This window comes from Paenibacillus sp. 1781tsa1, from assembly GCF_024159265.1.
Taxonomy (GTDB): Bacteria; Bacillota; Bacilli; order Paenibacillales; family Paenibacillaceae; genus Paenibacillus.
Genome location: NZ_JAMYWY010000001.1, coordinates 318,515 through 341,715, shown reverse-complemented (window position 1 = coordinate 341,715; position 23,201 = coordinate 318,515). Strand labels below are relative to the sequence as shown.

General features: G+C 48.2%; 16 protein-coding genes, 17 tRNA genes, 2 rRNA genes and 1 pseudogene. 6 read left to right on the top strand and 30 right to left on the bottom strand.

Features of this window, described 5'->3' with window-relative positions; genetic code table 11:
- Positions 1 to 66: 66 nt before the first annotated feature.
- Positions 67 to 1,482 (top strand): pyruvate kinase, encoded by a 1,416-nt coding sequence (gene pyk / locus NKT06_RS01595; protein ID WP_062838171.1) that lies wholly within the window; start codon positions 67 to 69, stop codon positions 1,480 to 1,482.
- A 142-nt stretch (positions 1,483 to 1,624) separates the two neighbouring features.
- Here the strand turns inward: pyk and NKT06_RS01590 are convergent, their stop codons facing one another.
- Entirely contained in the window at positions 1,625 to 3,154 is a 1,530-nt protein-coding gene (locus NKT06_RS01590; protein WP_253429237.1) for a methyl-accepting chemotaxis protein, read from the bottom strand.
- Between the two features lie 179 nt (positions 3,155 to 3,333).
- Complete coding sequence (locus tag NKT06_RS01585; protein WP_253429235.1) at positions 3,334 to 3,783, bottom strand: SRPBCC family protein; 450 nt, start codon at positions 3,781 to 3,783, stop codon at positions 3,334 to 3,336.
- Between the two features lie 202 nt (positions 3,784 to 3,985).
- Here NKT06_RS01585 and NKT06_RS01580 point away from each other — a divergent pair.
- Together NKT06_RS01580 and NKT06_RS01575 are read left to right on the top strand one after the other, a co-directional pair.
- Positions 3,986 to 4,093, top strand: a pseudogene (locus NKT06_RS01580) (WecB/TagA/CpsF family glycosyltransferase); the annotation flags it as partial.
- Between the two features lie 28 nt (positions 4,094 to 4,121).
- Positions 4,122 to 4,961 (top strand): helix-turn-helix transcriptional regulator, encoded by an 840-nt coding sequence (locus NKT06_RS01575; protein WP_253429233.1) that lies wholly within the window; start codon positions 4,122 to 4,124, stop codon positions 4,959 to 4,961.
- 16 nt (positions 4,962 to 4,977) lie between these two features.
- Here NKT06_RS01575 and NKT06_RS01570 read toward each other — a convergent pair whose 3' ends face one another.
- The gene (locus tag NKT06_RS01570) at positions 4,978 to 5,511 is read right to left on the bottom strand and encodes an MOSC domain-containing protein (protein ID WP_253429231.1); all 534 of its coding nucleotides are present in this window, start codon (positions 5,509 to 5,511) and stop codon (positions 4,978 to 4,980) included.
- Positions 5,512 to 5,777: 266 nt separating this feature from the next.
- On the opposite strand from NKT06_RS01570, the gene NKT06_RS01565 reads away from it, so the two are divergent.
- The 3 genes from NKT06_RS01565 (at position 5,778) to NKT06_RS01555 (ending at position 7,672) form a co-directional block, all read left to right on the top strand.
- Positions 5,778 to 6,134: a DUF1304 domain-containing protein gene (locus NKT06_RS01565; RefSeq protein ID WP_036608019.1), complete on the top strand. Its 357-nt coding sequence runs from the start codon at positions 5,778 to 5,780 to the stop codon at positions 6,132 to 6,134.
- 117 nt (positions 6,135 to 6,251) lie between these two features.
- Entirely contained in the window at positions 6,252 to 7,052 is an 801-nt protein-coding gene (locus NKT06_RS01560) for a DUF4261 domain-containing protein (protein WP_253429229.1), read from the top strand.
- A 260-nt stretch (positions 7,053 to 7,312) separates the two neighbouring features.
- Entirely contained in the window at positions 7,313 to 7,672 is a 360-nt protein-coding gene (locus tag NKT06_RS01555) for a hypothetical protein (protein ID WP_253429227.1), read from the top strand.
- Between the two features lie 337 nt (positions 7,673 to 8,009).
- On the opposite strand, the gene NKT06_RS01550 is transcribed toward NKT06_RS01555, so the two are convergent.
- From NKT06_RS01550 to NKT06_RS01420, 27 genes are all read right to left on the bottom strand, one after another.
- The gene (locus NKT06_RS01550) at positions 8,010 to 8,537 is read right to left on the bottom strand and encodes a hypothetical protein (RefSeq protein WP_253429226.1); all 528 of its coding nucleotides are present in this window, start codon (positions 8,535 to 8,537) and stop codon (positions 8,010 to 8,012) included.
- A gap of 418 nt (positions 8,538 to 8,955) precedes the next feature.
- Positions 8,956 to 9,963, bottom strand: coding sequence for a LacI family DNA-binding transcriptional regulator (locus NKT06_RS01545; RefSeq protein ID WP_253429224.1), 1,008 nt, complete (start codon positions 9,961 to 9,963; stop codon positions 8,956 to 8,958).
- 214 nt (positions 9,964 to 10,177) lie between these two features.
- Positions 10,178 to 10,984, bottom strand: coding sequence for a 5-deoxy-glucuronate isomerase (gene iolB, locus NKT06_RS01540; RefSeq protein WP_074093115.1), 807 nt, complete (start codon positions 10,982 to 10,984; stop codon positions 10,178 to 10,180).
- Positions 10,985 to 11,099: 115 nt separating this feature from the next.
- Positions 11,100 to 12,152 carry an inositol 2-dehydrogenase gene (gene iolG, locus NKT06_RS01535; RefSeq protein WP_253429222.1) on the bottom strand — a complete coding sequence of 351 codons (1,053 nt, stop codon included), beginning with the start codon at positions 12,150 to 12,152 and terminating at the stop codon, positions 11,100 to 11,102.
- A 69-nt stretch (positions 12,153 to 12,221) separates the two neighbouring features.
- Positions 12,222 to 13,697 carry a CoA-acylating methylmalonate-semialdehyde dehydrogenase gene (locus tag NKT06_RS01530; RefSeq protein WP_301289673.1) on the bottom strand — a complete coding sequence of 492 codons (1,476 nt, stop codon included), beginning with the start codon at positions 13,695 to 13,697 and terminating at the stop codon, positions 12,222 to 12,224.
- A 99-nt stretch (positions 13,698 to 13,796) separates the two neighbouring features.
- Positions 13,797 to 14,807 carry a 5-dehydro-2-deoxygluconokinase gene (gene iolC, locus NKT06_RS01525; RefSeq protein ID WP_253429220.1) on the bottom strand — a complete coding sequence of 337 codons (1,011 nt, stop codon included), beginning with the start codon at positions 14,805 to 14,807 and terminating at the stop codon, positions 13,797 to 13,799.
- Positions 14,808 to 15,006: 199 nt separating this feature from the next.
- Positions 15,007 to 15,909, bottom strand: a complete 903-nt coding sequence (gene iolE, locus NKT06_RS01520; RefSeq protein ID WP_253429218.1) for a myo-inosose-2 dehydratase — start codon at positions 15,907 to 15,909, stop codon at positions 15,007 to 15,009.
- 150 nt (positions 15,910 to 16,059) lie between these two features.
- Positions 16,060 to 17,925 carry a 3D-(3,5/4)-trihydroxycyclohexane-1,2-dione acylhydrolase (decyclizing) gene (gene iolD, locus NKT06_RS01515; RefSeq protein ID WP_253429216.1) on the bottom strand — a complete coding sequence of 622 codons (1,866 nt, stop codon included), beginning with the start codon at positions 17,923 to 17,925 and terminating at the stop codon, positions 16,060 to 16,062.
- A 379-nt stretch (positions 17,926 to 18,304) separates the two neighbouring features.
- Positions 18,305 to 18,375, bottom strand: a tRNA-Gly gene (locus NKT06_RS01510).
- A gap of 10 nt (positions 18,376 to 18,385) precedes the next feature.
- A tRNA-Pro gene (locus tag NKT06_RS01505) sits at positions 18,386 to 18,459 on the bottom strand.
- Positions 18,460 to 18,466: 7 nt separating this feature from the next.
- Positions 18,467 to 18,545, bottom strand: a tRNA-Leu gene (locus tag NKT06_RS01500).
- Positions 18,546 to 18,562: 17 nt separating this feature from the next.
- Positions 18,563 to 18,639 (bottom strand) — tRNA-Arg (locus NKT06_RS01495).
- Between the two features lie 7 nt (positions 18,640 to 18,646).
- Positions 18,647 to 18,721: transfer RNA gene (locus NKT06_RS01490), tRNA-Gly, on the bottom strand.
- Between the two features lie 10 nt (positions 18,722 to 18,731).
- A tRNA-Leu gene (locus NKT06_RS01485) sits at positions 18,732 to 18,812 on the bottom strand.
- A 6-nt stretch (positions 18,813 to 18,818) separates the two neighbouring features.
- Positions 18,819 to 18,894, bottom strand: a tRNA-Lys gene (locus NKT06_RS01480).
- 10 nt (positions 18,895 to 18,904) lie between these two features.
- Positions 18,905 to 18,990: transfer RNA gene (locus NKT06_RS01475), tRNA-Tyr, on the bottom strand.
- Positions 18,991 to 18,999: 9 nt separating this feature from the next.
- Positions 19,000 to 19,075: transfer RNA gene (locus NKT06_RS01470), tRNA-Thr, on the bottom strand.
- 20 nt (positions 19,076 to 19,095) lie between these two features.
- Positions 19,096 to 19,171, bottom strand: a tRNA-Phe gene (locus tag NKT06_RS01465).
- A 14-nt stretch (positions 19,172 to 19,185) separates the two neighbouring features.
- Positions 19,186 to 19,263, bottom strand: a tRNA-Asp gene (locus NKT06_RS01460).
- A gap of 25 nt (positions 19,264 to 19,288) precedes the next feature.
- A tRNA-Met gene (locus tag NKT06_RS01455) sits at positions 19,289 to 19,362 on the bottom strand.
- Between the two features lie 18 nt (positions 19,363 to 19,380).
- Positions 19,381 to 19,456, bottom strand: a tRNA-Val gene (locus NKT06_RS01450).
- A gap of 122 nt (positions 19,457 to 19,578) precedes the next feature.
- Positions 19,579 to 19,650, bottom strand: a tRNA-Glu gene (locus tag NKT06_RS01445).
- Positions 19,651 to 19,654: 4 nt separating this feature from the next.
- Positions 19,655 to 19,730 (bottom strand) — tRNA-Asn (locus NKT06_RS01440).
- A 1-nt stretch (position 19,731) separates the two neighbouring features.
- Positions 19,732 to 19,807, bottom strand: a tRNA-Ala gene (locus NKT06_RS01435).
- A gap of 33 nt (positions 19,808 to 19,840) precedes the next feature.
- A tRNA-Ile gene (locus NKT06_RS01430) sits at positions 19,841 to 19,914 on the bottom strand.
- A 38-nt stretch (positions 19,915 to 19,952) separates the two neighbouring features.
- Positions 19,953 to 20,069: ribosomal RNA gene (gene rrf, locus NKT06_RS01425) — 5S ribosomal RNA — on the bottom strand.
- 138 nt (positions 20,070 to 20,207) lie between these two features.
- Positions 20,208 to 23,133, bottom strand: a 23S ribosomal RNA gene (locus NKT06_RS01420).
- Positions 23,134 to 23,201 lie beyond the last annotated feature (68 nt).

Genomic DNA, 23,201 nt, shown 5'->3' with positions numbered 1-23,201 from the left:
CATACCCTGATTCGACAGAAAACGCTACAATACACATATAAGCTTAAATATGAGGAGGAAATTAGCATGTTAAAAACAAAAATTATTTGTACCATGGGACCTGCTTGTGACTCAATCGAATTGTTGAAAGTAATGATTCAGGAAGGTATGACTGTTGCTCGTCTGAACATGGCTCATGGCGAACTGGAAGATCACGTTACACGGATTAACAATATCCGCAAAGCAGCTTCCGAACTGAACACCTATGTACCGATCATGATGGACATCAAAGGGCCGGAAGTACGTATCGGCAAACTGAAAGAAGCATCCTGCCATCTGCAAGCGGGTAAAGAGCTGATCCTGACTACCGAAGAAATTCTCGGTGACGCTGAGCGTATCTCGGTAAACTATCCAGAACTGAACCTCGTTGTGAAACCTGGCGATCGTATCCTCATCGATGATGGCCTTGTGGATCTGACTGTACTGTCTGTGGAAGGATCCGATATCCATTGTAAAATCATCAGTGGCGGCATTCTGAAACCACGCAAAGGGGTTAACTTGCCAGGAATCAAAACGACATTGCCAGGTGTAACCGAGCGTGACGTTATGCACATCGGATTCGGGATCGAAAACGATATCGAAATTATCGCAGCATCCTTTGTTCGTAAAGGTGATGACATCCGTGAAATCCGCAGCATTCTGAAAGAACGCGGTGTAGATCACGTACAGATCATCTCCAAAATCGAAAACCAGGAAGGTATGACCAACCTGGACGATATTATTGAAGCATCTGACGGCATCATGGTAGCTCGTGGAGATCTCGGGGTTGAAGTACCCATCGAAGACGTACCAATGATGCAAAAAGAAATGATCGATAAATGTAACCGCGCTGGTAAACCGGTTATCGTAGCTACACATATGCTGGAGTCCATGCAAGTAAACCCACGCCCTACTCGTTCCGAAGTTAGTGACGTAGCTAACGCTGTACTTCAAGGTGCAGACGTTGTGATGTTGTCCGGTGAATCGGCTGCTGGTAAATATCCGGTACAATCCGTGCGTACGATGGCTGCGGTTGCTCGCCGTGCTGAAACAATGATCGATTACAAAGAGCAATTCGCACAAAAATCGGCTCAACAGATCGCTGATATTACTGAAGTTATCAGTCAGGGCGCTGTAAGTTCTTCCCTCGTACTGAATGCAAAAGCAATCATCACTTCGACTGAGAGTGGATTCACAGCACGCATGATCTCCAAGTATCGTCCAAAAGCGCCAATCATCGCAGTTACACAACATGAAGAAGTATTGGCCAAAATCTGCCTGCTCTCCGGTGTCATTCCGGTTATGGGCGACAAAGTAACCACAACAGATGAAATGTTCGAATCCGCTACTCGTAACGCAATTAAAACAGGTTACATCGAAAAAGGCGACATCATTGTATTGTCCGCAGGTGTCCCTATCGGTCAATCCGGTAATACAAACCTGATCAAAGTTCAACAAGTCTAATTCAATAGCTGAAACTGAAGCTATAGAATTAGCTATATATAGAAATATAAAAATCCACCGAGAGCAGAAATGCATCCCGGTGGATTTTTTTTGTTAGATGATTTGTGCAATGATCGTGAAGTGGCAACAAATGACTTCGGAATTATAGATTCCGCGAGTAATCAACCAGATCCTGTGACATGGTGTTAATCTCATCCATTGAAGCATTTACCTGCTGTGTCAGGGCAGCCTGATTTTGCGTTAACGTGGACATATTACCGATATGTTCAAGAATCTGATCAATCAATGTTTTCATCGTCTGCATGCTATCTTCGATATTTACTGTGGCCTCTGAACTGTGATCAGCCAATTTCCGAACTTCACCTGCAACGACGCCGAACCCCAGTCCCAGCTCTCCCGCTCGTGCAGCTTCAATTGCTGCATTCAACCCCAGCAGATTGGTCTGACTGGCAATCTCTCGAATAAACACGGTGATATTCTTCGTATCATCTGCACTGCTTTTCACTTGAATGGCTGCATCGGCAGACAACTCCTGTGCAGTAACCAGATCCTGTGCCTGATCGGTAATCGAGTTGATTCCACGTACCATCTCGCCAATGGACTCGGATAATTGTTTTGTTTTCAGATTCATAGCTTCCACGATCTGTTCCTTATTCTTCTCATGGGTTACATCTCGAATGGTTCCAGCTACGCGGAGCGGTACTCCATCCTGATCCCTAATGGTCTCCCCACCCGCGTGATACCATCGGTACTCCCCGTCTTTGCGCTGGAGACGATAATCCAGATCGTACGGTGTACGACCACTGTAATCGTTCATATGTCTGGCGAATTCGTTGATCGTGCGATCATGGTCTTCCGGATGAAGTCGGCTACTCCAGCTGCTGAACACATTCGGGAAGTCCTGCTCGTCTTTAAACCCTAATTCTCTACGGAACTGGGGTGACCACCAGAATTCGTTATTCGGATTCACCACATCTCCTGCCACAACGGTCATATCCCACGGTGCCTCCACCAAGGCGCGGTTAACAAGATCATATCGGGTGACGAGTGCTTCCAGCTCATCCGACTTGCTCTTGTCCTCATGAATATCGAACATGATGCCCAGAAGTTTGATCGGAACTCCAGCCTGATTTCGGATGACATGTCCAAGGCATCGGAACCAGCGAATCTCTCCGCTTTTTGTAATCATACGGCTGATAACGTTATACGCAGTCGTTGCTCCAGTGTCATTCACATGGTTCATTATCTCTTGCACCAGCTGAGGTCTGTCATCCGGATATACCGACTTGGCCCAGCTTGCAAATGTATCGGGATAATCCTTGGCATTATGGAATCCTAACATTTGGCGGAATTCATTGGAAAACGAGACTTTATTATTGCTATCCAGTGGATCACCGGCAACAATGTCAGATTCCCATAATCCTACATTCATTGCCTGATTCAGCATTCTAAGACGCATTTCCACGGCTTCGTTTTGTGCTTTCATCATATGTACTGCTTTTTTGATGTTACTAGCTATTTCATCATTTTCCTGAAATTCAATGCCATCTTCAATCCATGCGTCATAATCGCCCTTTTCTGCATTGGCTACCAGTTTACGACTATACTCCAGTAAATTCTGATGCGCATCTATACGAATGTGCTTGGTAGATTCAGTACGTTTACGAAACATGTTCATTTCTCCTCTTAGGTCATATGATATATATTTCGACATTATCAGACATTAAATGTAGAGCAATGGTCTTAAATTTGTATAAAAAAACAAGAACCAGTGCTTAATCAGCACCGGTTCTTATATTAGTTGCCTTTATTTTTTATGATAATAAATCTCAAATGACTACCTCTTATCAGCTACCAGCCAAAATTCAATGTTTTCCCCGTTTCCACCCATGTTTTTATGCTGCTTAGAATCATCCACCAACTGCTCTGTGCATTCGCAAAGGAAGGATGGTTATCTGTAAATTGATCATTGATCAGTGTCAGCTTCGTACATTCCCCTACCGTCTCCAACTGGAAGACCACTCTGGATTGAAGCTCGGCATGATTGGCATGGTATGACGGTCCGGGATGCTCCTGATAACTAAGTCTAGACAATGGTTCAAATTCCAATATATCTCCGTACACATGTACAGTCTCCGCACCATCATTACCTGGCCCTACATAAGCAAATGGCTGACCTGGTTGGAAATTAGTGCGAAGTTCACTACCGAAAAAGCTGTTCCGTGTGCCGTCTGGTGATATTAGAGCATTCCACACATCTTCAAGTCCTGCATTGATATAGAATTCATATTTCAGTTCCATGGACTCACTCCCTTTAAGTATTGGACACGCGATCTACCCACCTTGCACTCCTATCCTACCGTTATACCCCAAAGGCCGTATTGTAAAAACGCGACAAAAGGTCACATATCGATAAAGATATTTATGACTCCCGGAATGTTTATATCATTATCCAAACGGGTTTCGCCCATATATAGTCCTTTTCCAGAAGATCAGATATACTAAACTGGAATGGCTCTATCGCCTCCTCAGTCAACCTTCAAGATGGCGCAGGCAACTCATTTTACCCCGTTTTGCTGTACGGGCATTATTGTTCAGAGAACCTAGATAATATGAGATGAGTAGGAGGGATGACTCGAATGAAACAGGTAGAACAAGGAGACAGACCAAGTATGGGCCTGCTGAACCTGAATGAAGGTGACCATAAATATCAACTGACACACCATGCGCCTTCCGAAGCACTTCGCCCTTTTATTAAACATTACTGGATCGTATCGTGGGATCTGACGGGACTTGAACCGTATCCCCAACATGTCGTGCCTAATCCCTGTGTCAATCTGGTTGTGGAACGGAACAATACGTTTTTCTTCGGACCATCTGGACGCAAATTCTCCTATCTTGTGAGCGGGAAAGGTCGTGTATTTGGCGTGAAGTTCAAACCGGGAGGGTTCTATCCCTTCCTTCGGGCTCCTGTCTCATCCTTGTACGGACAGCCGATGAATATATCCAATATTCTTGACGTCACAGCGGAATCCTTGGAAGACCGGCTTCTTGGTGCGGGGGATGATGCGGATAAAACCAGTTACATTGACCAGCTATTATCTGAACACCTTCCTCCTGAAGATGCTCAAGCAAGAATGGTTAACGATATTGTGCAACAGATTGAACAGAACCGGGAGATGCTGAGAGTAGATGATCTATCTTCCTATTGGAATATGCATACCCGAAAGCTTCAACGCCTGTTCAATCAGTATGTGGGCATCGGACCCAAAACCGTAATTAAGTTGTATCGTCTGCAAAATGCTGCGGAATTGATGGACCGCGGTCTTCACTGTGACCTGATTAAGCTATCCCAGGACCTTGGATATCATGATCAATCCCATTTCATCCGAGATTTCAAGTCTATTATTGGCAGTACACCAGAGGAGTACTTACACGCTAGACATCCGAATGGTGAGCGCCGAGGGCTGATCAATTAGAAACCTGTCCTGAAAATCAGGACAGGCGAGTGACTTTTATGGTATCCCCCGTATGGATTACACCTTCCCGTTCAACCGAGCACACAATCCCACGTTTTTTGCGAGCGGCCGGCACGAATTTTTTGCGCAACCCGTCCTGTTCGTAGAATTGTTCAATCATTTTCCCCGGATGCACACAGGGAAGGTTCTCCCCTTCACATATTAACCCTGTCCCGTTCGGAAATAAAAGCCGCGTTCCAGCAGGCAGTTCCGTCAATCGATCAATGCCTCGGACCAGTAGATTGGCACCCAACCACTCTGGACGCACTTCAGGAATGTTCATTTTCTCAGCAATAAGAGCACATTCTTCCTCAGACACAATACTGATCTGGCGGCGATTCGCAATCGGTGTACCGCGCTTGTAGATTTTCTGACGCGAGTCCGCTGGACGAAGCAAACCATAATGACGGTCACCCGGAATTCCTGCAAGCTCAATGTCGATAAAAGGTACAACTCGGGTCAAAAATGTAGATGGATCATCAGCCAACAAAACGAATTGAACCGTCCCCATAGTAATCTCCTCCCTTTCCTGAGCAATATCACTTCTTTATTGTTCATTATTACCCAATGAATGGATTGTCGACAATCGGCGTATGCTTACCTTTGTACGATTTTATTTTTTTTAACATTATAACTTACTTGGAAAATGATGAATATTTTAAATAACACACAATTAAATTGTTAAAAATTAATTTTACTCTTTCCGTTCTCGTTGCAAACATTTATACTAGGATGGACAAGTAAATAAATTACATATCAGAAAGCAAGGTGTTTCCATTGATTAGTATCATTTTTGTAGCTCTTGTAGCTGTCGAACACTTCTATATCATGGTGATGGAGATGTTTATGTGGACTCGTCCACGCACAATGAAAACCTTTAATCTCACGCCGGAATTCGCCAAATCCACCAAATCCCTCGCGGCCAATCAAGGCCTTTACAATGGATTTCTTGCGGCAGGACTGATCTGGGGACTCGTATATCCGGATGCTGCCGTTGGACAGCATATTCAGATTTTCTTCCTGGCATGTGTGATTATCGCGGCTCTCTATGGAGGAGCAACTTCTTCACGGTCGATCATTATCAAACAAGGATTGCCTGCGATCATTGCATTGTTGCTGGTCCTGTTCCTGTAATTTCCTGTCGATAGGTGCATTGCTGCGATTCATCTTATCTCCGTTATGGTAAGGTAGTTAATAGGTAGCAGTGTACAACGACCAGAATCAATCTGGGATCGGAAGGAGAACCATGTCATGGGATTGTTTGACAAGCTTCGGCGGCGCAAAAAGGAGAAGGTACCCACAGGTGGGACTGTCGAATCGACAAATTACAGTGAAACCATCGTCGGTTTTGTCCTGCTGGAGCGCAACGATTGTGATTTTGACCTCTTTATCAGGAATATGAGGAACGAATGGAATATTGAGATTAAGGAAAGCCCAGAAGAGGGCAATCTCTTTTTCGAAGTGCATGGAATGCAGGTTGTGTGTGCTCATATTGAAGCGCCTGTACCTGACCGTAAAGTTGAGGAGAATGCCAGGCTAAACATCCTTTGGCGAGAAGCGGAGCAAGTTACCTCACGGCACCAGTCTCAGATTATTGTGTCGGTTCTGAACGCAACAAATGCAATTGAGGGACATGTTCTGTTCACTCAAACAGCGAGTGCCTTGTTACAGTTGGATCACGCGCTGGCAATATACATGGCTCCCCTTGTCGTTGAAGCCAGTCAGTATGTCGAAACCAGCCGTGGGATCAAACACGATGAGTTACCCGTCTCACTCTGGATTTTCATCGGATTATTCCAAAATGCCGAAGGCGCTTCAGCTTATACTTACGGACTACGTAACTTCGGAAAAGAAGAAATGGAGATTATACAATCTGCTGAATCCTTAAGCGATGTATTTGAGATGATGTTCATGACCACAACGTATGTGGTCGAAAACGACGTCACACTGCATGATGGGGAAACACTAGGCTTCTCGGCAGAACAAAAGCTAAGCATTTCCCTTTCCAAAGGTGTAGCAACGGAAGGAAACAGTTTGAAGATTGGCTTCTAACTTACGAAGGATTTTCACTTTATCATATTACAATTATTGAAGCCATCTGGAGTTCATCCTCTGGGTGGCTTTTAGCTATTCAATCTTCCTCCCAATGACGATATGAGAACAATCCCTGAATTTAACTTCGCTAGGAAAAAGTAGTCCATAAGAACCACTATATTATGAATTCAGTTTTCATTCTCGTTATAAAAGGGTATAATTAATAGGCTTATAGTCTCATATATTACATATTATTTTATAATCGAGGAGTTGCCTACATGTCTGTTAGACGTTTGGATTCAACTAAACCTATTATTGAAATTATCTGGGAAGGTATTGTTACTCCTGAACAAGTCGAACAAGCGAATACGGAAATCCAGACAATTGCGGAACAATTGGGAAATTCGTTTGATGTGCTCGTGGACATGAGAACGATGAAGGCTTTTCCTCAGGATACCAAAGAAAAAATTGTGGAGCATCAGAAATTACTGCTAGATTGGGGTATGAAGCGGGCTAGTGTAGCCGTAGGCGGTGCGATCGCCAAAATGCAATTGAATCGAATTTCCAAGGAATCGGCGCATCAGACTGAATTCCAATGGGAAACGTATGACGAGGCTTTGGCATTTTTGTTGAAATAATATTTAGTGTCCAGGATTAAGTATAAAGAGAGCTACCAGTGCTGTACCTGGTAAAAAGAAAGAGGCGTTCCCCATGAGGAAGCGCCTTTTTCTTTTTTTGCATTTCCACTTGGCTTACTTCGTTTAGCCAGTGATACGACCACTTATCATTTGAGATTCAAGTTCACTTACACGCACCCTCGCTACCGATGTACCATTTAGGCACTCCTCCACAAATCTGAATAATCTCAATTGGGAGAGTTTATCACTTTCTCATGTATGCAGGGATGCGTATAACATCTCCCATAGAACAGGGATATCCTGTTCCTCATTGCACGTATATGATCGTTGGTCTTGGTCATGTTTGCTCCTCCTTCAATTTTTCAAAGAGGCGCTCCATCTCGTTTATATTTAACTCATTCGTAATTTCGTAATCTTGAAATGAGTCTCGTGTCTTGTGCTCACTATAGATTGAAACGGCATGATCATTATAGAATGTAAGTCCAAATCCCTCGGAAAACCGACCCTCTTTATTAATTAGAAGTCGCCACTCATAGTAATGTGAACTACTCTGAGAAGTATCGATGTCCTGTACTTTTTTAAGTTCAACATCCTTCAATAACTTCAACATATCCCTAATCTCGTTGGGATCTGTGATCGTCACTTCATCCTCATCATTATGCGGTTCTGTACTTGAAACTTTTCTAATTGTCAGTCGATCCAAGCGATCCAGCATGCTCATATGATCTGTCACCTCAGCTCGAAACGTCGTATGTTTGCTGGGGATGTACGTCGTATATTGACCAGAGGTATACATACGCACTGCAATAGCTATCACAACAATAATCATGACGATACCCATAATGATTTTAATTCTTTTAATCATAGCTCTCCCCTCCATACACCACAAAACATATATAAAATGGTAATTAATGATACTTTTCAGTATATCATCTTACTCCTTCTCTTCCATAATTATTTCTTATTCACTGCTGCTATGCAACCGATAACGTTTTGCCAAAAGTAAAATGATAGAGATGATTGAACAGTAGCGAAAAAAGCATGTTATCAGCATACTTTGTCCTTCATACCACGTTATTTTTTTAGAATTATTAGAAGTTAAATTTAAAATTCAAGTCAATAAGCCGCGTTCTCCCATAGGGCGAGCGCGGCTTATTTGTTACTTTGTTACCGTACATGTTCAGAATGTGAGGTGAAACGATATCCGTATCTCCTCACAGGAATATGACGTATATCAGCTTGGCCTCACGCCTTATTGGGTTACATCAGGAACCTAATTTTTTTCAGCGTAATACGCGGCCTGCCGAGTCTCTGATAACCAGCTCGGGCTTCAGCACAATCTTCTGCGGTTCTTTTTGCTCATCTTTTAACTCTTCAATCAACAGATCTACAGCGCGATGCCCCAGTTCTTCAATTGGCTGGGCAACAGTCGTAAGCGGTGGACTGGTTACCGAAGCCAGAATGGTATTATCAAATCCGATAATTGACACATCCTCTGGCACACGTAGCCCCAGCTCTTTGGCTGCCTGAAGAGCACCGATGGCCTGAATGTCATTACAACAGAACAAGCCTGTTGGGTGATCGTTCTCACCGAGCAGCAGTAGTGCCTCTTTTTTGGCCGAACTCAAGTCAGCTGCAGATTCTCGGATCTGAGTCGGTTCCAACGTATAACCTGCCTTAATCAGTGCTTCACGGAATCCGCGTACACGTTCCTGACTACTGCTGACTTTGGACGGTTCCGACAATACCGCTACACGGGTGTGCCCAAGTTCAAGCAGATGCTCAGCTGCGAGTGCCCCGCCGAGTATGTCGTCAATGGTGACCGTATGTACCGACAGCGTTGGCATATGACGGGCAATCAGAGCAACAGGTATCGACTGTTGCAGAAGGGGTGACAAAATGTCAGCATTATCGATCCCGGTTCCGATCATCATGCCGTCGACCCTTTTTTGCTGGAGCAGGTTCAGGTAACGCTCTACCCGCTCGTCCTTATTATCCGTACTGCAGATGACCACGCTGTAACCCAATTGACGGCTGCGATCCTCCACCGCTCTGGCGAGTTCTGCAAAATACGGGTTTGAGATGTCCGGTACGAGCAGCCCCAATGTGTACGTCTGCTTGCCTGTAAGTGCAGCTGCGATCGCACTGGGTTGATAGTGGAGGCGTTCCATGATCTCCATAATCTCAGCGCGCCGCTTCTCACTGATCTTGCCTTTGCCATTAATGACCTGCGAGACGGTTGCAATGGATACCCCCGCCTCGCGTGCTATATCGTATATGGTTGATTTCATTGTTTTTTCCCCATTTGTGCTATATATAAATTGCGATATACATGAATCAATTTCATAATACCTTTAGCCGCTTCAATCAAGGCTAAGTTACAGAAATCCATTTTTAGTGAGTTATGCAATTGATTCGCATAGATCATTGTTCTCTTCTCATTATGCAGGGGGAAGTCTGCATACGCAACTTGAAGTGAGCACAATCTGCGCAGCATGAACTGTTTTACTTTTTCATCAACCACTCATGATCAGGATCGTTATGGAATTTCCATGTCCGCGTTGGGCCAGCCATCACGTTCAGATAGTAGACCTCATACCCCGGAGGAGCACCTACCGGATGATATCCGTCCGGGACAAGCACCACTTCTCCGTTCTTCACTGCTAACGTCTCGTCCACAGAACGGTCATCCGTGTATATGCGCTGAATGGCAAACCCCTGCTCAGGCTGCACACGGAAATAATACGTTTCTTCCAGCAAAGATTCATCCGGAAGCGCGTCCCGATCATGCTTATGTGGCGGGTAACTGGACCAATGCCCATCGGGTGTGAACACCTCAACAACGAGCAAACTGTCCGCTTCCTTTTGTTCCGGCAAAATGTTATGAATCTGGCGTTCCAGATTGCCATACCCTCGTGCCTCTACCCCTACATCTTCGGGTGCAATGAGACGAGCCGGGTACGTGCCTTTACCGGGTGCAACACATATAGCGATTTCCAGTTCGGTACGTGCTGTGATCTGCACTTGATCGGAAGTTGAGACGTAGACTGAATACGGCGGAATTTTCTCGAATACACTCATTCTTTTTCCGATATTATCCCATGTGTGCTCGCGGGTACTTACATTGGCGAAACCACTGAGAAGCACCACACAGAGTTCCTGATCACCGCTCTCACGGGTTAGCGTCTCCCCTTCTGCCAACTTCGCTACCTGAAATCCAACATATTCCCACCCGGCCGACTCCGGTGTTACGTTGATAAGTGTACCGTCTCCCTCCGGGTTGACCACGGGTTTCACAATACGTTCTGACATCTTGCCATCCACTCCTTTCTGTAATCGTCCACAACAACCTGAATCTTATAAAAAAACAAAACTTGGACTATTCATGCGCTCTATTCAGAAAAAGTGACTATAATCAATCATCCACCTATGGCGTTGCCGTTTGTGATTCCAGTGACACCCCAGGGACTTCACTCAGCTTCACAGGTCTTCCCCGCTCCATGGACATTTTTGCTGCCAGCGCAATCCGTTCTGCCTGTACTGCATCGTGGCCATCTACGATAACGGGTGTATCATGGATGATTGCATCGATAAAGAGGGCTGTCTCCTGCACATAAGCTTCATTGTAGCGTTCCAAGAAAAAGTGTAACGGTTTGTCGCGCATAAGCCCGGCCGCTGTACTGATCTCAGCCGTATTCGGATGGTCATTCGCCGCTGCGGCGCTGCCCATTGAACCAAATACTTCAACACGCTGGTCATACCCATATACAGCCTGACGGCTGTTATCAATAACACCAATCGCCCCGTTAGCAAACGTCATCGTTACAATCGCTGTATCCACGTCACCATGTTCCGCAAAAACCGGATTGATCAGCACATTGCCTTGGGCGTATACTTCTTCCACTTCACTCCCGGACAGATAACGGGCCATGTCAAAATCGTGGATCATCATGTCCATGAAGATCCCGCCAGACACCCGGATATACTCCGCAGGTGGTGGAGACGGGTCGCGAGACGTAATTTTGATAATGTGCGGGTCACCAATCGTACCATCCTGTACATGTGCACGTACCCGTCTGAAGTTGTGATCGAAACGGCGATTAAACCCGATTTGCAGCTTCACGCCCGCCTTCTGAACCGCTTCTACAGCCGCTTGGGTCTGTGCCAGATTCATACTGACTGGCTTCTCGCAAAAGATATGTTTGCCTGCCTTGGCGGCCTGTTCGATCAGCGGCACATGTGTATCTGTTGAAGAACAGATCAGTACCGCGTCTACATTAGGCATCGAGATCAACTGGCTGCTATCCGTTGTTACAACAGGGATGCCACGTGTGGCGGCCCATGCCTCCAATTCAGGACCTGCAAACAAGTCACTGATTCCCACAATCTCGGCATGCGGGTTGCGCAGGAGATTGTCTGCATGAATTTTGCCGATCCGTCCAGCACCGATGATGCCAATTCTCACTTTGTCCTTGCCCATTCCGTTATCCTCCCTATGTGCGTCCATATGGGCTGGGCGTTCCCCTTAGCCCGAGTGATGCTCTGGTTGTTACCAGCGCGCCGTTACCATCTTCTTGCGAGTGTAGAATTCAACACCATCCGTACCATTGGCATGCAGATCACCATAGAAGGACTTTTTCCAACCGGAAAACGGGAAAAATGCCATTGGTGCAGGTACGCCTAGGTTAATACCCAACATGCCCGCATCAATCGTCTCACGGAATTGACGCATACTTGCCCCGCTGCGGGTGAACAGACACGCACCATTAGCAAAATCGGAACGGTTTGCCAGCTCAACGGCTTCCTCCAGCGTAGATACTCTTGCCACCGAGAGTACTGGAGCAAAGATCTCATCCTGCCAGATTTTCATATTACTCTCCACTTGGTCGAATACCGTTGGCCCTACAAAATAACCGGATTCCCCTGTCGCCTGATCCTTACGTCCATCCCGAATCAATGCCGCACCTTCCTGCTCTCCGGATTCAATGTAACCGAGTGTACGCTCTTTATGTGGTCCACGAATGACAGGACCGAGGAACACGCCCTCATCCATACCGTTACCAATGGTAATACGATCTGCTGCTTCCACCAGCTTTTGTACCAGTTCATCAGCCACGTCACCCACAGCCACAACAACCGAACATGCCATACAGCGTTCCCCTGCTGAGCCAAAGGCTGCACTGGTAATCTCTTTCACCGTCAGATCCAGATCGGCGTCCGGCATAACGATGGAGTGGTTTTTGGCACCAGCCAGTGCCTGTACCCGTTTGCCATGCTTGGATGCAGTGGTGTAGACGTATTCAGCTACAGGTTGTGATCCGACAAAGGAGATCGCTTGAACATCCTTATGTTCCAGCAGACCGTTCACGACATCATGTGCACCGTGTACGATGTTGAGTACGCCATCCGGAAGCCCTGCTTCCTTGAACAGTTCTGCCAGGCGACCAGCCAGGAGCGGTGTACGCTCGGACGGCTTCAGGACAAATGTGTTACCGCACGCAATAGCCAGCGGGAACATCCAGCACGGCACCATCATCGGAAAGTTGAACGGGGTAATTCCCCCAATAACTCCGATTGGGTAACGATACATGCCTGACTCCAGTCCTGTCGCGATATCAGGCAGTTGTTTACCCATCATCAGATTCGGAGCACCTGCCGCGAACTCGACGCACTCAATGCCACGCAGTACCTCGCCATACGCTTCGGCGTAGCTTTTGCCATTCTCCAGCGTTACCAGGCGGGCGAGCTCTTCCCAATGTTCGACCAGCAACTGTTGGTAGCGGAACAGAATACGTGCACGGCGTGGAACCGGTGTGCCGCTCCATGACTTGAACGCTTCCCGTGCTGTCTGTACAGCCAGATCTACGTCCGCTTGTTCAGACAGTGGCACATGTGCAATGACCTCTTCTGTAGCCGGATTCACAACCGGCTCCGTACGAGTTGACGCTGGGGTTACCCAGGCACCTCCGATCCAGTTTTGTACCATTGTCGCTGTTGCAGACACTTCAGAAATCCCTTTTCCCATAGCCCTGTCTCCCTTCGCTTATGTGTGATCCCTTATGTTCAACTGATATTATTGATGTTGATCTGTATGAGCGTGTTATTCAAAGTATTGCAATCTGCTTCAGAGCGCGGTAATCTCGCCCCGATTGCAACGTTCGATGTAATCATTCACCTGTTCTACCGTTGGCATCGCATCCGAACAGCTGTGGCTCGAAATAACGATACTTGCTGCGCCACTGCCGTACGCCATACTGCGCTCAATCGTCCAGCCCTGCATCAATCCATACAGGAACCCAGCTGCGTAGGAGTCGCCTGCCCCGAACGTTTTGACTACTTTTGCCGGATAGCTGTCCGCACGGTGAGAAAGTCCTTCACGCGTATAAGCAATGGACCCTTCCTTACCATGTTTAATGACAACGATGTTGGCTGAGAAATCAAACCATTTCTGTGCAGTCACCTGATCACTATGATCCGGATTGTGGTCAAATGTCTCCATCATGTCGAACTCTTCGCGTGTGCCCAGGATGATATCGCATTTCTCGGCTGCGAGGTTATAATAGACCGCTGTCTCTTCGTCCGATGTCCATGTGTATGGGCGATAGTCCAGATCAAACACAATAACTGTTCCATGTTTTTTCGCATACGTTAGTGCCTGTAATACGGCTTCACGGGATGGGCTCTGCGCGAGGGCCGTGCCTGAGATTAGCAGCACTTTGGAGTCAGCAATCAACTGCTCTTGTACCTCTTGCGCCTGTAATAACAGATCCGCTACATTGTCCCGGTACATTAAGATACTGCAATCGGTTGGGCTCTTGATTTCGGTAAAAGCAAGCCCCGTCACCGCTCCGGTGTCATCTGTAACCACATTTGATGTGTCGATGCCGTTCTTCTCCAGATAGCTATGGATGAATCGACCCATCTGGTCACCCGCGATCTTACCGATAAAAGCCGTCTCCATACCCAGTCTGGACATGCCTATCGTAATATTGGCCGGAGAGCCGCCAACATATTTCGTGAACGTCATAGTTTCTTCCATCGGGCGATTGATCTCATTGGCGTTCAAGTCGATGCACAAGCGGCCAATCGCGGTGAAATCCTTCTTCCTGGATACCGGAAAGGATACGTAAGTCATTGCATGTGAGCCCCTTTCTGTGTTGAGATTTTACATGTTATATATGGATATCTAGACTAGTTACTCATTCCAACATGAGGATTAGTGAACGTCTAGAGTAGGTCCGTTTTATTTTCCAATCGTAACGTTATACTCTTGCTGGCGTTCTTCCTTTTTCACTTTATAGGTATGGCCTCTGACCGCTGCAATGCTGAACGAATCAGCTGTGTTGATATAAGGACTCCATATAGTTCAAGGAGCGTTTGGCATACTCATACGGGTTATGAATCGCAGGGTCCTGCTCTCCTTCAAGCATCGCCCAGCCATCGTACCCTCGTGTGATCAGTTCTTGCAGAATTGGTGCAAAATCAATGCATCCATCCCCTGGTACGGTGAACACGCCTCTACGAATACAACCGACAAAGTCAGACTGCTCCGCGCGTGCTTCATCCAGCACATGCGGGCGGATATCTTTCAGATGGATATAAGCGATCCGATCATAATGTTTGCGCAGCAGCTCCAGCGGATTGGCTCCGCCATAGTAGGCATGACCTGTATCATAGAGCAGATACACGAGAGAAGGGTCCGTCAACTCCATCAGTCGATCAATCTCATCCGGTTGCTCTACCACTGTGCCTCCATGATGATGGTACGTAAGCTTCAACCCGTGTTCACGGGCGATAGCTCCTGCTTCGTTCAACCCTTCAGCAAGGATATGCCATTCAGATTCGCTGAGTCTAAGCACTTCTTTTTCATTGGGGGTTCGTCTTGGATCAAAATGAAGTGACCCACCTACCTCTGCCGTACTAATCACCTTACTGCCCATGGATTGCAGAAATTCCGCATGTCTGCGATAACTGTCCAGCTCCGACTGACGATACGCCGGGTCGGAGAAAAGTACGGATTTCCACTGAGAGACCAGCTTGATATTCCTTTTGCTCAATTCCTCACGCAATATAGCAGGATCAGTTGGATATTTACGTCCCATCTCTGTACCTGTCAGCCCAAGACGCTGAATGTCATCCAGAATCTGCGCACACGTTGTCGCATCACCATGTTCCTTCACATCTTCACCGACCCAATTGATCGGATGAATCCCAAGCTGGAATGGCAGCTTGCTCATTGCTCCACGTCTCCTTTATCGTTCAGCATTATGGTTCACTTGGAATGCAGTGCTTTTAGTTTCAATATATAGATATATACGTCCACCGATATATACCGTGGGGAGTACAAATAATGCTTTATTTTAGAAGGAATGCTCTATTAAATCCCATTAGATAAGTCTTACTTTGGCACGGTTGGCTTGCATGGTGTGATGAGCATGAACTACCTTTTCCTCGGCAGATACTTCTGGCACTCCTACATTCCACCACGACTCGTATCCATTTGCGTTGGTTCCAGGCACGACCGGAATCTCAATCAACGTACTCACTGTTTCGTTCTTCGCATCTCGGAGTGCCTGTTCGAGCTGTTCTGCTGTCTCCGCTCTATAGGATTTGGCTCCCATGCTTCTGGCGTGTGCAGCGAAGTCCATTGGCATGTAATCCCCGGTCAGTCGCCCACTCTCGGAATCCCGATAACGGAACTCATTGCCGAACCCGTCACTACCATGTTCCCGCTGCAAATTATGAATACACTGGAATCCATTGTTGTTGAATAATAGAACGGTCATCTTCTTCTGTTCCTGCAGACTGGTCACAAACTCCGAATGCAACATCAGATAACTGCCATCACCGACCATGGCGTACACTTCACGATCTGGCTCGGCAAGTGCTGCTCCGAACGCTCCACTTACCTCGTACCCCATGCAGGAGAATCCATACTCCATGTGATACGTCTTTGGTTCAGCCGCACGCCACAGACGATGCAGGTCTCCTGGCAGACTGCCTGCCGCACACACAATAACGGAGGATGGATCAATGGTCCGATTAACTACGCCAACTGCCGTTGTCTGTGCCAGCCCTGCTTCATGTTGTGCTCCATACAGCCGATCTACTTCTGCATTCCACTCAGTACGGAGATCAGCGATTTCGGATGCACCATATGCACTGCGGTATTGTCTTTGCTGCAATTCCTTCTGTAAAGCCTGCAATCCTTCGCGTGCATCTGCCAGAATGGCTTCTCCGCCTAACTTGGCGGCATCCATACCGTTCAGGTTGATGTTAATGAATGAAGCTTCCGGATGCTGAAAAGCAGAGCGGGACGCCGTCGTAAAATCGGAGAAACGAGTACCGACGCCGATCACCACATCCGCTTCTCTCGCCAGCCTGTTGGCTGCCAGAGAGCCGGTAACCCCGATGGCCCCCACATTCAGTGGGTGGTCCCAAGAGACTGCGCTCTTGCCCGCCTGCGTCTCGGCGATCGGAATGCCAAATGCCTCGGCGAACTCCACGAGCTGAGCGGATGCCTCAGAGTACAACACACCGCCGCCTGCAACGAGAAGCGGCTTTCTACCACGGGCAATCTGCTCCGTTGCCCGTTCAATGGCTGCTTGTACCGGGGGGCGACGGTCCAGATAATGCACTTTGCGGGCAAAGAACGATTCCGGGTAATCGTACGCTTCTGCCTGCACATCCTGTGGCAGTGCGAGCGTTACTGCTCCCGTTTCTGCTGGATCGGTTAGTACACGCATGGCCTGTGTAGCTGCAATCATCAACTGCTCGGGACGAACAATGCGATCCCAGTACTTGCTGACGGCTTTGAATGGATCCGTGGCTGAGATTGTATAATCACTGCTCACTTCCAACTGCTGTAGTACCGGGTCCGGTTCCCGCGTAGCAAAGTTGTCTCCAGGAAGCAATAAAACCGGAATCCGGTTCACCGTTGCAGTAGCTGCCGCCGTAATCATATTCAAAGCACCAGGTCCAATGGATGTTGTACATGCATAGATCTGTCTACGGTTCTTCTGCTTGGCATAGGCCGCTGCCGTATGCACCATACCTTGTTCGTTCTTGCCTTGCATATACCTCAGGCTTCCCGGACTGCGCTCCAGCGCTTCTCCAATGCCTGTTACGTTGCCATGTCCAAAAATACCGATGATTCCCTTCACAAACTTGGTTTCCACACCGTCAACCGAGATATATTGCTGATCCAGGTATCGAAGCAAAGCCTGAGCCATCGTCAGTCGAATTGTTTTCATGAATTGATCGCCGTCCTTTCCTTTACGGGTTAAGCGCTTAATCTACGTTAAGTTTAAGCGCCTTACCCCTAAAGGTTAAGCGCTTAATTGATATGGTATTACAGGTTAATGATTTACGCAAGCTATTTTTGTAAGCGTTTTTATGAAATGTGGTAAAGAAAAGATATTCTTTTGTTCAAACATGCGCAGACCTTCTCTATTTGAACACTTCCACAATGACTAAGAACAGACTTAAAAGAAGGGGAAATATATCGTGAGGATGGGATACATGCTAATCAGCCATATAATCCGTGATCTTTGTATACAATCTGATCAATATGCCTGTGAATGCAAAAAAAGAAAGAGACGGTGAATACCATCTCTTTCTTTTCGATATTTAAGCGGGTGATGGGAATCGAACCCACGCTATTAGCTTGGAAGGCTAAAGTTCTACCATTGAACTACACCCGCATAACAACAATCGGGATGACACGATTTGAACATGCGACCCCCTGGTCCCAAACCAGGTGCTCTACCAAGCTGAGCTACATCCCGTTATCTATACCGGCGAGAGGACTCGAACCTCCACGGTTTCCCACTCGATTTTGAGTCGAGCGCGTCTGCCATTCCGCCACGCCGGCAAAATATGAAGTTATAATGGCGCGCCCTGAGAGATTCGAACTCCCGGCCTTTTGATTCGTAGTCAAACGCTCTATCCAGCTGAGCTAAGGGCGCATAATATTGGAGCGGAAGACGGGAATCGAACCCGCGACCCTCGCCTTGGCAAGGCGATGCTCTACCGCTGAGCCACTTCCGCAAATAAAGGATGCGCGTGGAGGGACTTGAACCCCCACGTCAAAGACGCTAGATCCTAAGTCTAGTGCGTCTGCCAATTCCGCCACACGCGCATATAATGGTGAGTCATGAAGGGCTCGAACCTTCGACACCCTGATTAAAAGTCAGGTGCTCTACCAACTGAGCTAATGACTCATAGAAAAACTGGTGGAGGATGATGGATTCGAACCACCGAACCCGTAAGGGAGCAGATTTACAGTCTGATGCGTTTGGCCGCTTCGCTAATCCTCCAGGATTACATGGTGCCGGCGAGAGGACTTGAACCCCCAACCTACTGATTACAAGTCAGTTGCTCTACCAGTTGAGCTACACCGGCGTATTACATGGTGTGAAAAATGGTGGCTCGGGACGGAATCGAACCGCCGACACGAGGATTTTCAGTCCTCTGCTCTACCGACTGAGCTACCGAGCCTTATAAAATTAAAATGGCGGAACCGACGGGATTCGAACCCGCGATCTCCTGCGTGACAGGCAGGCATGTTAGGCCAACTACACCACGGTTCCATAATACTTTCTCAAGGAAAGTTAATTGCGGGGGCAGGATTTGAACCTGCGGCCTTCGGGTTATGAGCCCGACGAGCTACCGGGCTGCTCCACCCCGCGTCGTTATAAAAAGTCTTATGGTGGAGGCTGAGGGGATCGAACCCCCGACCCTCTGCTTGTAAGGCAGATGCTCTCCCAGCTGAGCTAAGCCTCCATATTATGACCCGTAGGGGATACTCTCACTTCGTTCGAGACTGCGAAGCCGTTGCTAACGAAGTACATCCTCCGACGAACCTTTGGGATTCTCATCCCTTGTTGAAGCAATAGATATTGCTATGACCCGTAGGGGATTCGAACCCCTGTTACCTCCGTGAAAGGGAGGTGTCTTAACCCCTTGACCAACGGGCCTTAATGGCTCCCCGAACAGGACTCGAACCTGTGACAACTCGATTAACAGTCGAGTGCTCTACCAACTGAGCTATCAGGGAATGGTGGAGCCAAGCGGGATCGAACCGCTGACCTCCTGCTTGCAAGGCAGGCGCTCTCCCAGCTGAGCTATGGCCCCATACTCTGGTGTATTCTTGTTGTGGTCTTGCTATGGGCCCTGGTGGACTCGAACCACCGGCCTCACCCTTATCAGAGGTGCGCTCTAACCAACTGAGCTAAGGGCCCTTATCAATTTTCGAAAAAAAATACCCCAATGGGGTTTCGCTTGGCGGCGTCCTACTCTCCCAGGACCCTGCGGTCCAAGTACCATCGGCGCTAGAGGGCTTAACGGTCGTGTTCGGGATGGGTACGTGTGGAACCCCTCCGCCATCGCCACCAAACGAGCATTTGTGTAACAAATGCGTTCGCGTTCCATTCGGTCCTACACGGCTGTGTGGATGAATGGTTCAGCGCATATTCAGAGATCGTTCTCTGAAAACTAGATTCGAAACGAAAGTGTGCGAACTATCACTTGCAAATTGGATAAGCCCTCGACCGATTAGTACTGGTCAGCTCCATGCATTGCTGCACTTCCACCCCCAGCCTATCTACCTCGTCGTCTTCAAGGGGTCTTACATACTGGGAAATCTCATCTTGAGGGGGGCTTCACGCTTAGATGCTTTCAGCGTTTATCCCGTCCGTACATAGCTACCCAGCGGTGCTCCTGGCGGAACAACTGGTACACCAGCGGTACGTCCATCCCGGTCCTCTCGTACTAAGGACAGCTCCTCTCAAATTTCCTACGCCCACGACAGATAGGGACCGAACTGTCTCACGACGTTCTGAACCCAGCTCGCGTACCGCTTTAATGGGCGAACAGCCCAACCCTTGGGACCTACTTCAGCCCCAGGATGCGATGAGCCGACATCGAGGTGCCAAACCTCCCCGTCGATGTGGACTCTTGGGGGAGATAAGCCTGTTATCCCCAGGGTAGCTTTTATCCGTTGAGCGATGGCCCTTCCATGCGGTACCACCGGATCACTAAGCCCGACTTTCGTCCCTGCTCGACTTGTAGGTCTCGCAGTCAAGCTCCCTTATGCCTTTGCACTCTTCGAATGATTTCCAACCATTCTGAGGGAACCTTTGGGCGCCTCCGTTACTCTTTAGGAGGCGACCGCCCCAGTCAAACTGCCCACCTGACACTGTCCCCGCACCGGATTACGGTACCAGGTTAGAACCTAGATACGATCAGGGTGGTATCCCAACGTTGCCTCCACAGAAGCTTGCGCTCCTGCTTCAAAGGCTCCCACCTATCCTGTACAGATCGTACCCAAATTCAATATCAAGCTGCAGTAAAGCTCCATGGGGTCTTTCCGTCTTGTCGCGGGTAACCTGCATCTTCACAGGTATTAAAATTTCACCGGATCTCTCGTTGAGACAGCGCCCAAGTCGTTACGCCATTCGTGCGGGTCAGAATTTACCTGACAAGGAATTTCGCTACCTTAGGACCGTTATAGTTACGGCCGCCGTTTACTGGGGCTTCGGTTCACAGCTTCGGATTGCTCCTAACCACTCCCCTTAACCTTCCAGCACCGGGCAGGCGTCAGCCCGTATACTTCGCCTTACGGCTTCGCACAGACCTGTGTTTTTGCTAAACAGTCGCTTGGGCCTTTTCACTGCGGCCCCCTCGTGCTATTCACACTACCGGGGCACCCCTTCTCCCGAAGTTACGGGGTCATTTTGCCGAGTTCCTTAACGAGAGTTCTTCCGCGCGCCTTAGAATACTCTTCTCGCCTACCTGTGTCGGTTTGCGGTACGGGCACCTTCACCTGGCTAGAGGCTTTTCTTGGCAGTGTGAGATCATGACCTTCGCTACTACAATTTTCGCTCCCCATCACAGCTCAGCCTTACGATGTGCGGATTTGCCTACACATCAGCCTCACTGCTTAGACGGACATCCATCAGTCCGCGTCACTACCCTACTGCGTCCCCCCATTGCTCATAACGGCTTACGGTGGTACAGGAATTTCGACCTGTTGTCCTTCGACTACGCCTTTCGGCCTCGCCTTAGGTCCCGACTTACCCTGAGCGGACGAGCCTTCCTCAGGAACCCTTAGGCTTTCGGCGGATCAGATTCTCACTGATCTTTTCGTTACTCATACCGGCATTCTCACTTGTATAATGTCCAGCGCTCCTTACGGTACACCTTCAACCCTTATACAACGCTCCCCTACCCCTGATGCAAAGCATCAAGCCATAGCTTCGGTGGTGTGTTTAGCCCCGTTACATTTTCGGCGCAGAGTCACTCGACCAGTGAGCTATTACGCACTCTTTCAATGGTGGCTGCTTCTAAGCCAACATCCTGGTTGTCTGTGCAACTCCACATCCTTTCCCACTTAACACACACTTGGGGACCTTAGCTGATGGTCTGGGCTGTTTCCCTTTTGACAATGGATCTTAGCACTCACTGTCTGACTCCCGGAAGTAAGTCTATGGCATTCGGAGTTTGACTGAGCTTGGTAACCCTTGCGGGCCCCGCACCCAATCAGTGCTCTACCTCCACGACTCTGTTTTCCGAGGCTAGCCCTAAAGCTATTTCGGGGAGAACCAGCTATCTCCGAGTTCGATTGGAATTTCTCCGCTACCCCCACCTCATCCCCGCACTTTTCAACGTGCGTGGGTTCGGGCCTCCAGTGCGTGTTACCGCACCTTCACCCTGGACAGGGGTAGATCACCCGGTTTCGGGTCTACGTCCACGTACTACATCGCCCTATTCAGACTCGCTTTCGCTGCGGCTCCGGCTCTTCACCTTAACCTTGCACGGGAACGTAACTCGCCGGTTCATTCTACAAAAGGCACGCCATCACCCCTAAAACGGGCTCTGACTTTTTGTAAGCACACGGTTTCAGGTTCTATTTCACTCCCCTTCCGGGGTGCTTTTCACCTTTCCCTCACGGTACTGCTTCACTATCGGTCGCTAGGAAGTATTTAGCCTTGGCAGATGGTCCTGCCGGATTCATACGGGGTTTCACGTGCCCCGCACTACTCGGGATCCGTCTCGGAGGGAACAGACTTTCAACTACAGGGCTTTTACCTTCTTTGGCGGGCCTTTCCAGACCTCTTCGCTTAACCGGTTCCTTTGTAACTCCATGTGAGACGTCCCACAACCCCAAAGAGCAAGCTCTCTGGTTTGGGCTTCTCCGCGTTCGCTCGCCGCTACTGACGGAATCACTATTGTTTTCTCTTCCTCAGGGTACTTAGATGTTTCAGTTCCCCTGGTATGCCTCTACATAACCTATGTATTCAGTTATGAGTAACTGGAAATTACCCCAGCTGGGTTTCCCCATTCGGACACCCCCGGATCAAAGCTTGCTTACAGCTCCCCGAGGCAGTTTCGTTGTTCGCCACGTCCTTCATCGGCTCCTAGCGCCTAGGCATCCTCCGTGTGCTCTTAGTAGCTTAACCAAATTGCTCCGGTTTCGATCGCTCGCTTCCCTTGTTTTGGACTACGTCCAAAGCCAAAAGTCGCTCCC

Bases quoted from the DNA above. Each gene is read 5' to 3' on its own strand.
- pyk (WP_062838171.1), top strand. From the start codon at position 67: ATGTTAAAAACAAAAATTATTTGTACCATGGGACCTGCTTGTGACTCA.
- NKT06_RS01590 (WP_253429237.1), bottom strand. From the start codon at position 3,154: ATGTTTCGTAAACGTACTGAATCTACCAAGCACATTCGTATAGATGCG.
- NKT06_RS01585 (WP_253429235.1), bottom strand. From the start codon at position 3,783: ATGGAACTGAAATATGAATTCTATATCAATGCAGGACTTGAAGATGTG.
- NKT06_RS01575 (WP_253429233.1), top strand. From the start codon at position 4,122: ATGAAACAGGTAGAACAAGGAGACAGACCAAGTATGGGCCTGCTGAAC.
- NKT06_RS01570 (WP_253429231.1), bottom strand. From the start codon at position 5,511: ATGGGGACGGTTCAATTCGTTTTGTTGGCTGATGATCCATCTACATTT.
- NKT06_RS01560 (WP_253429229.1), top strand. From the start codon at position 6,252: ATGGGATTGTTTGACAAGCTTCGGCGGCGCAAAAAGGAGAAGGTACCC.
- NKT06_RS01555 (WP_253429227.1), top strand. From the start codon at position 7,313: ATGTCTGTTAGACGTTTGGATTCAACTAAACCTATTATTGAAATTATC.
- NKT06_RS01550 (WP_253429226.1), bottom strand. From the start codon at position 8,537: ATGATTAAAAGAATTAAAATCATTATGGGTATCGTCATGATTATTGTT.
- NKT06_RS01545 (WP_253429224.1), bottom strand. From the start codon at position 9,963: ATGAAATCAACCATATACGATATAGCACGCGAGGCGGGGGTATCCATT.
- iolB (WP_074093115.1), bottom strand. From the start codon at position 10,984: ATGTCAGAACGTATTGTGAAACCCGTGGTCAACCCGGAGGGAGACGGT.
- iolG (WP_253429222.1), bottom strand. From the start codon at position 12,152: ATGGGCAAGGACAAAGTGAGAATTGGCATCATCGGTGCTGGACGGATC.
- NKT06_RS01530 (WP_301289673.1), bottom strand. From the start codon at position 13,697: ATGGGAAAAGGGATTTCTGAAGTGTCTGCAACAGCGACAATGGTACAA.
- iolC (WP_253429220.1), bottom strand. From the start codon at position 14,807: ATGACTTACGTATCCTTTCCGGTATCCAGGAAGAAGGATTTCACCGCG.
- iolE (WP_253429218.1), bottom strand. From the start codon at position 15,909: ATGAGCAAGCTGCCATTCCAGCTTGGGATTCATCCGATCAATTGGGTC.
- iolD (WP_253429216.1), bottom strand. From the start codon at position 17,925: ATGAAAACAATTCGACTGACGATGGCTCAGGCTTTGCTTCGATACCTG.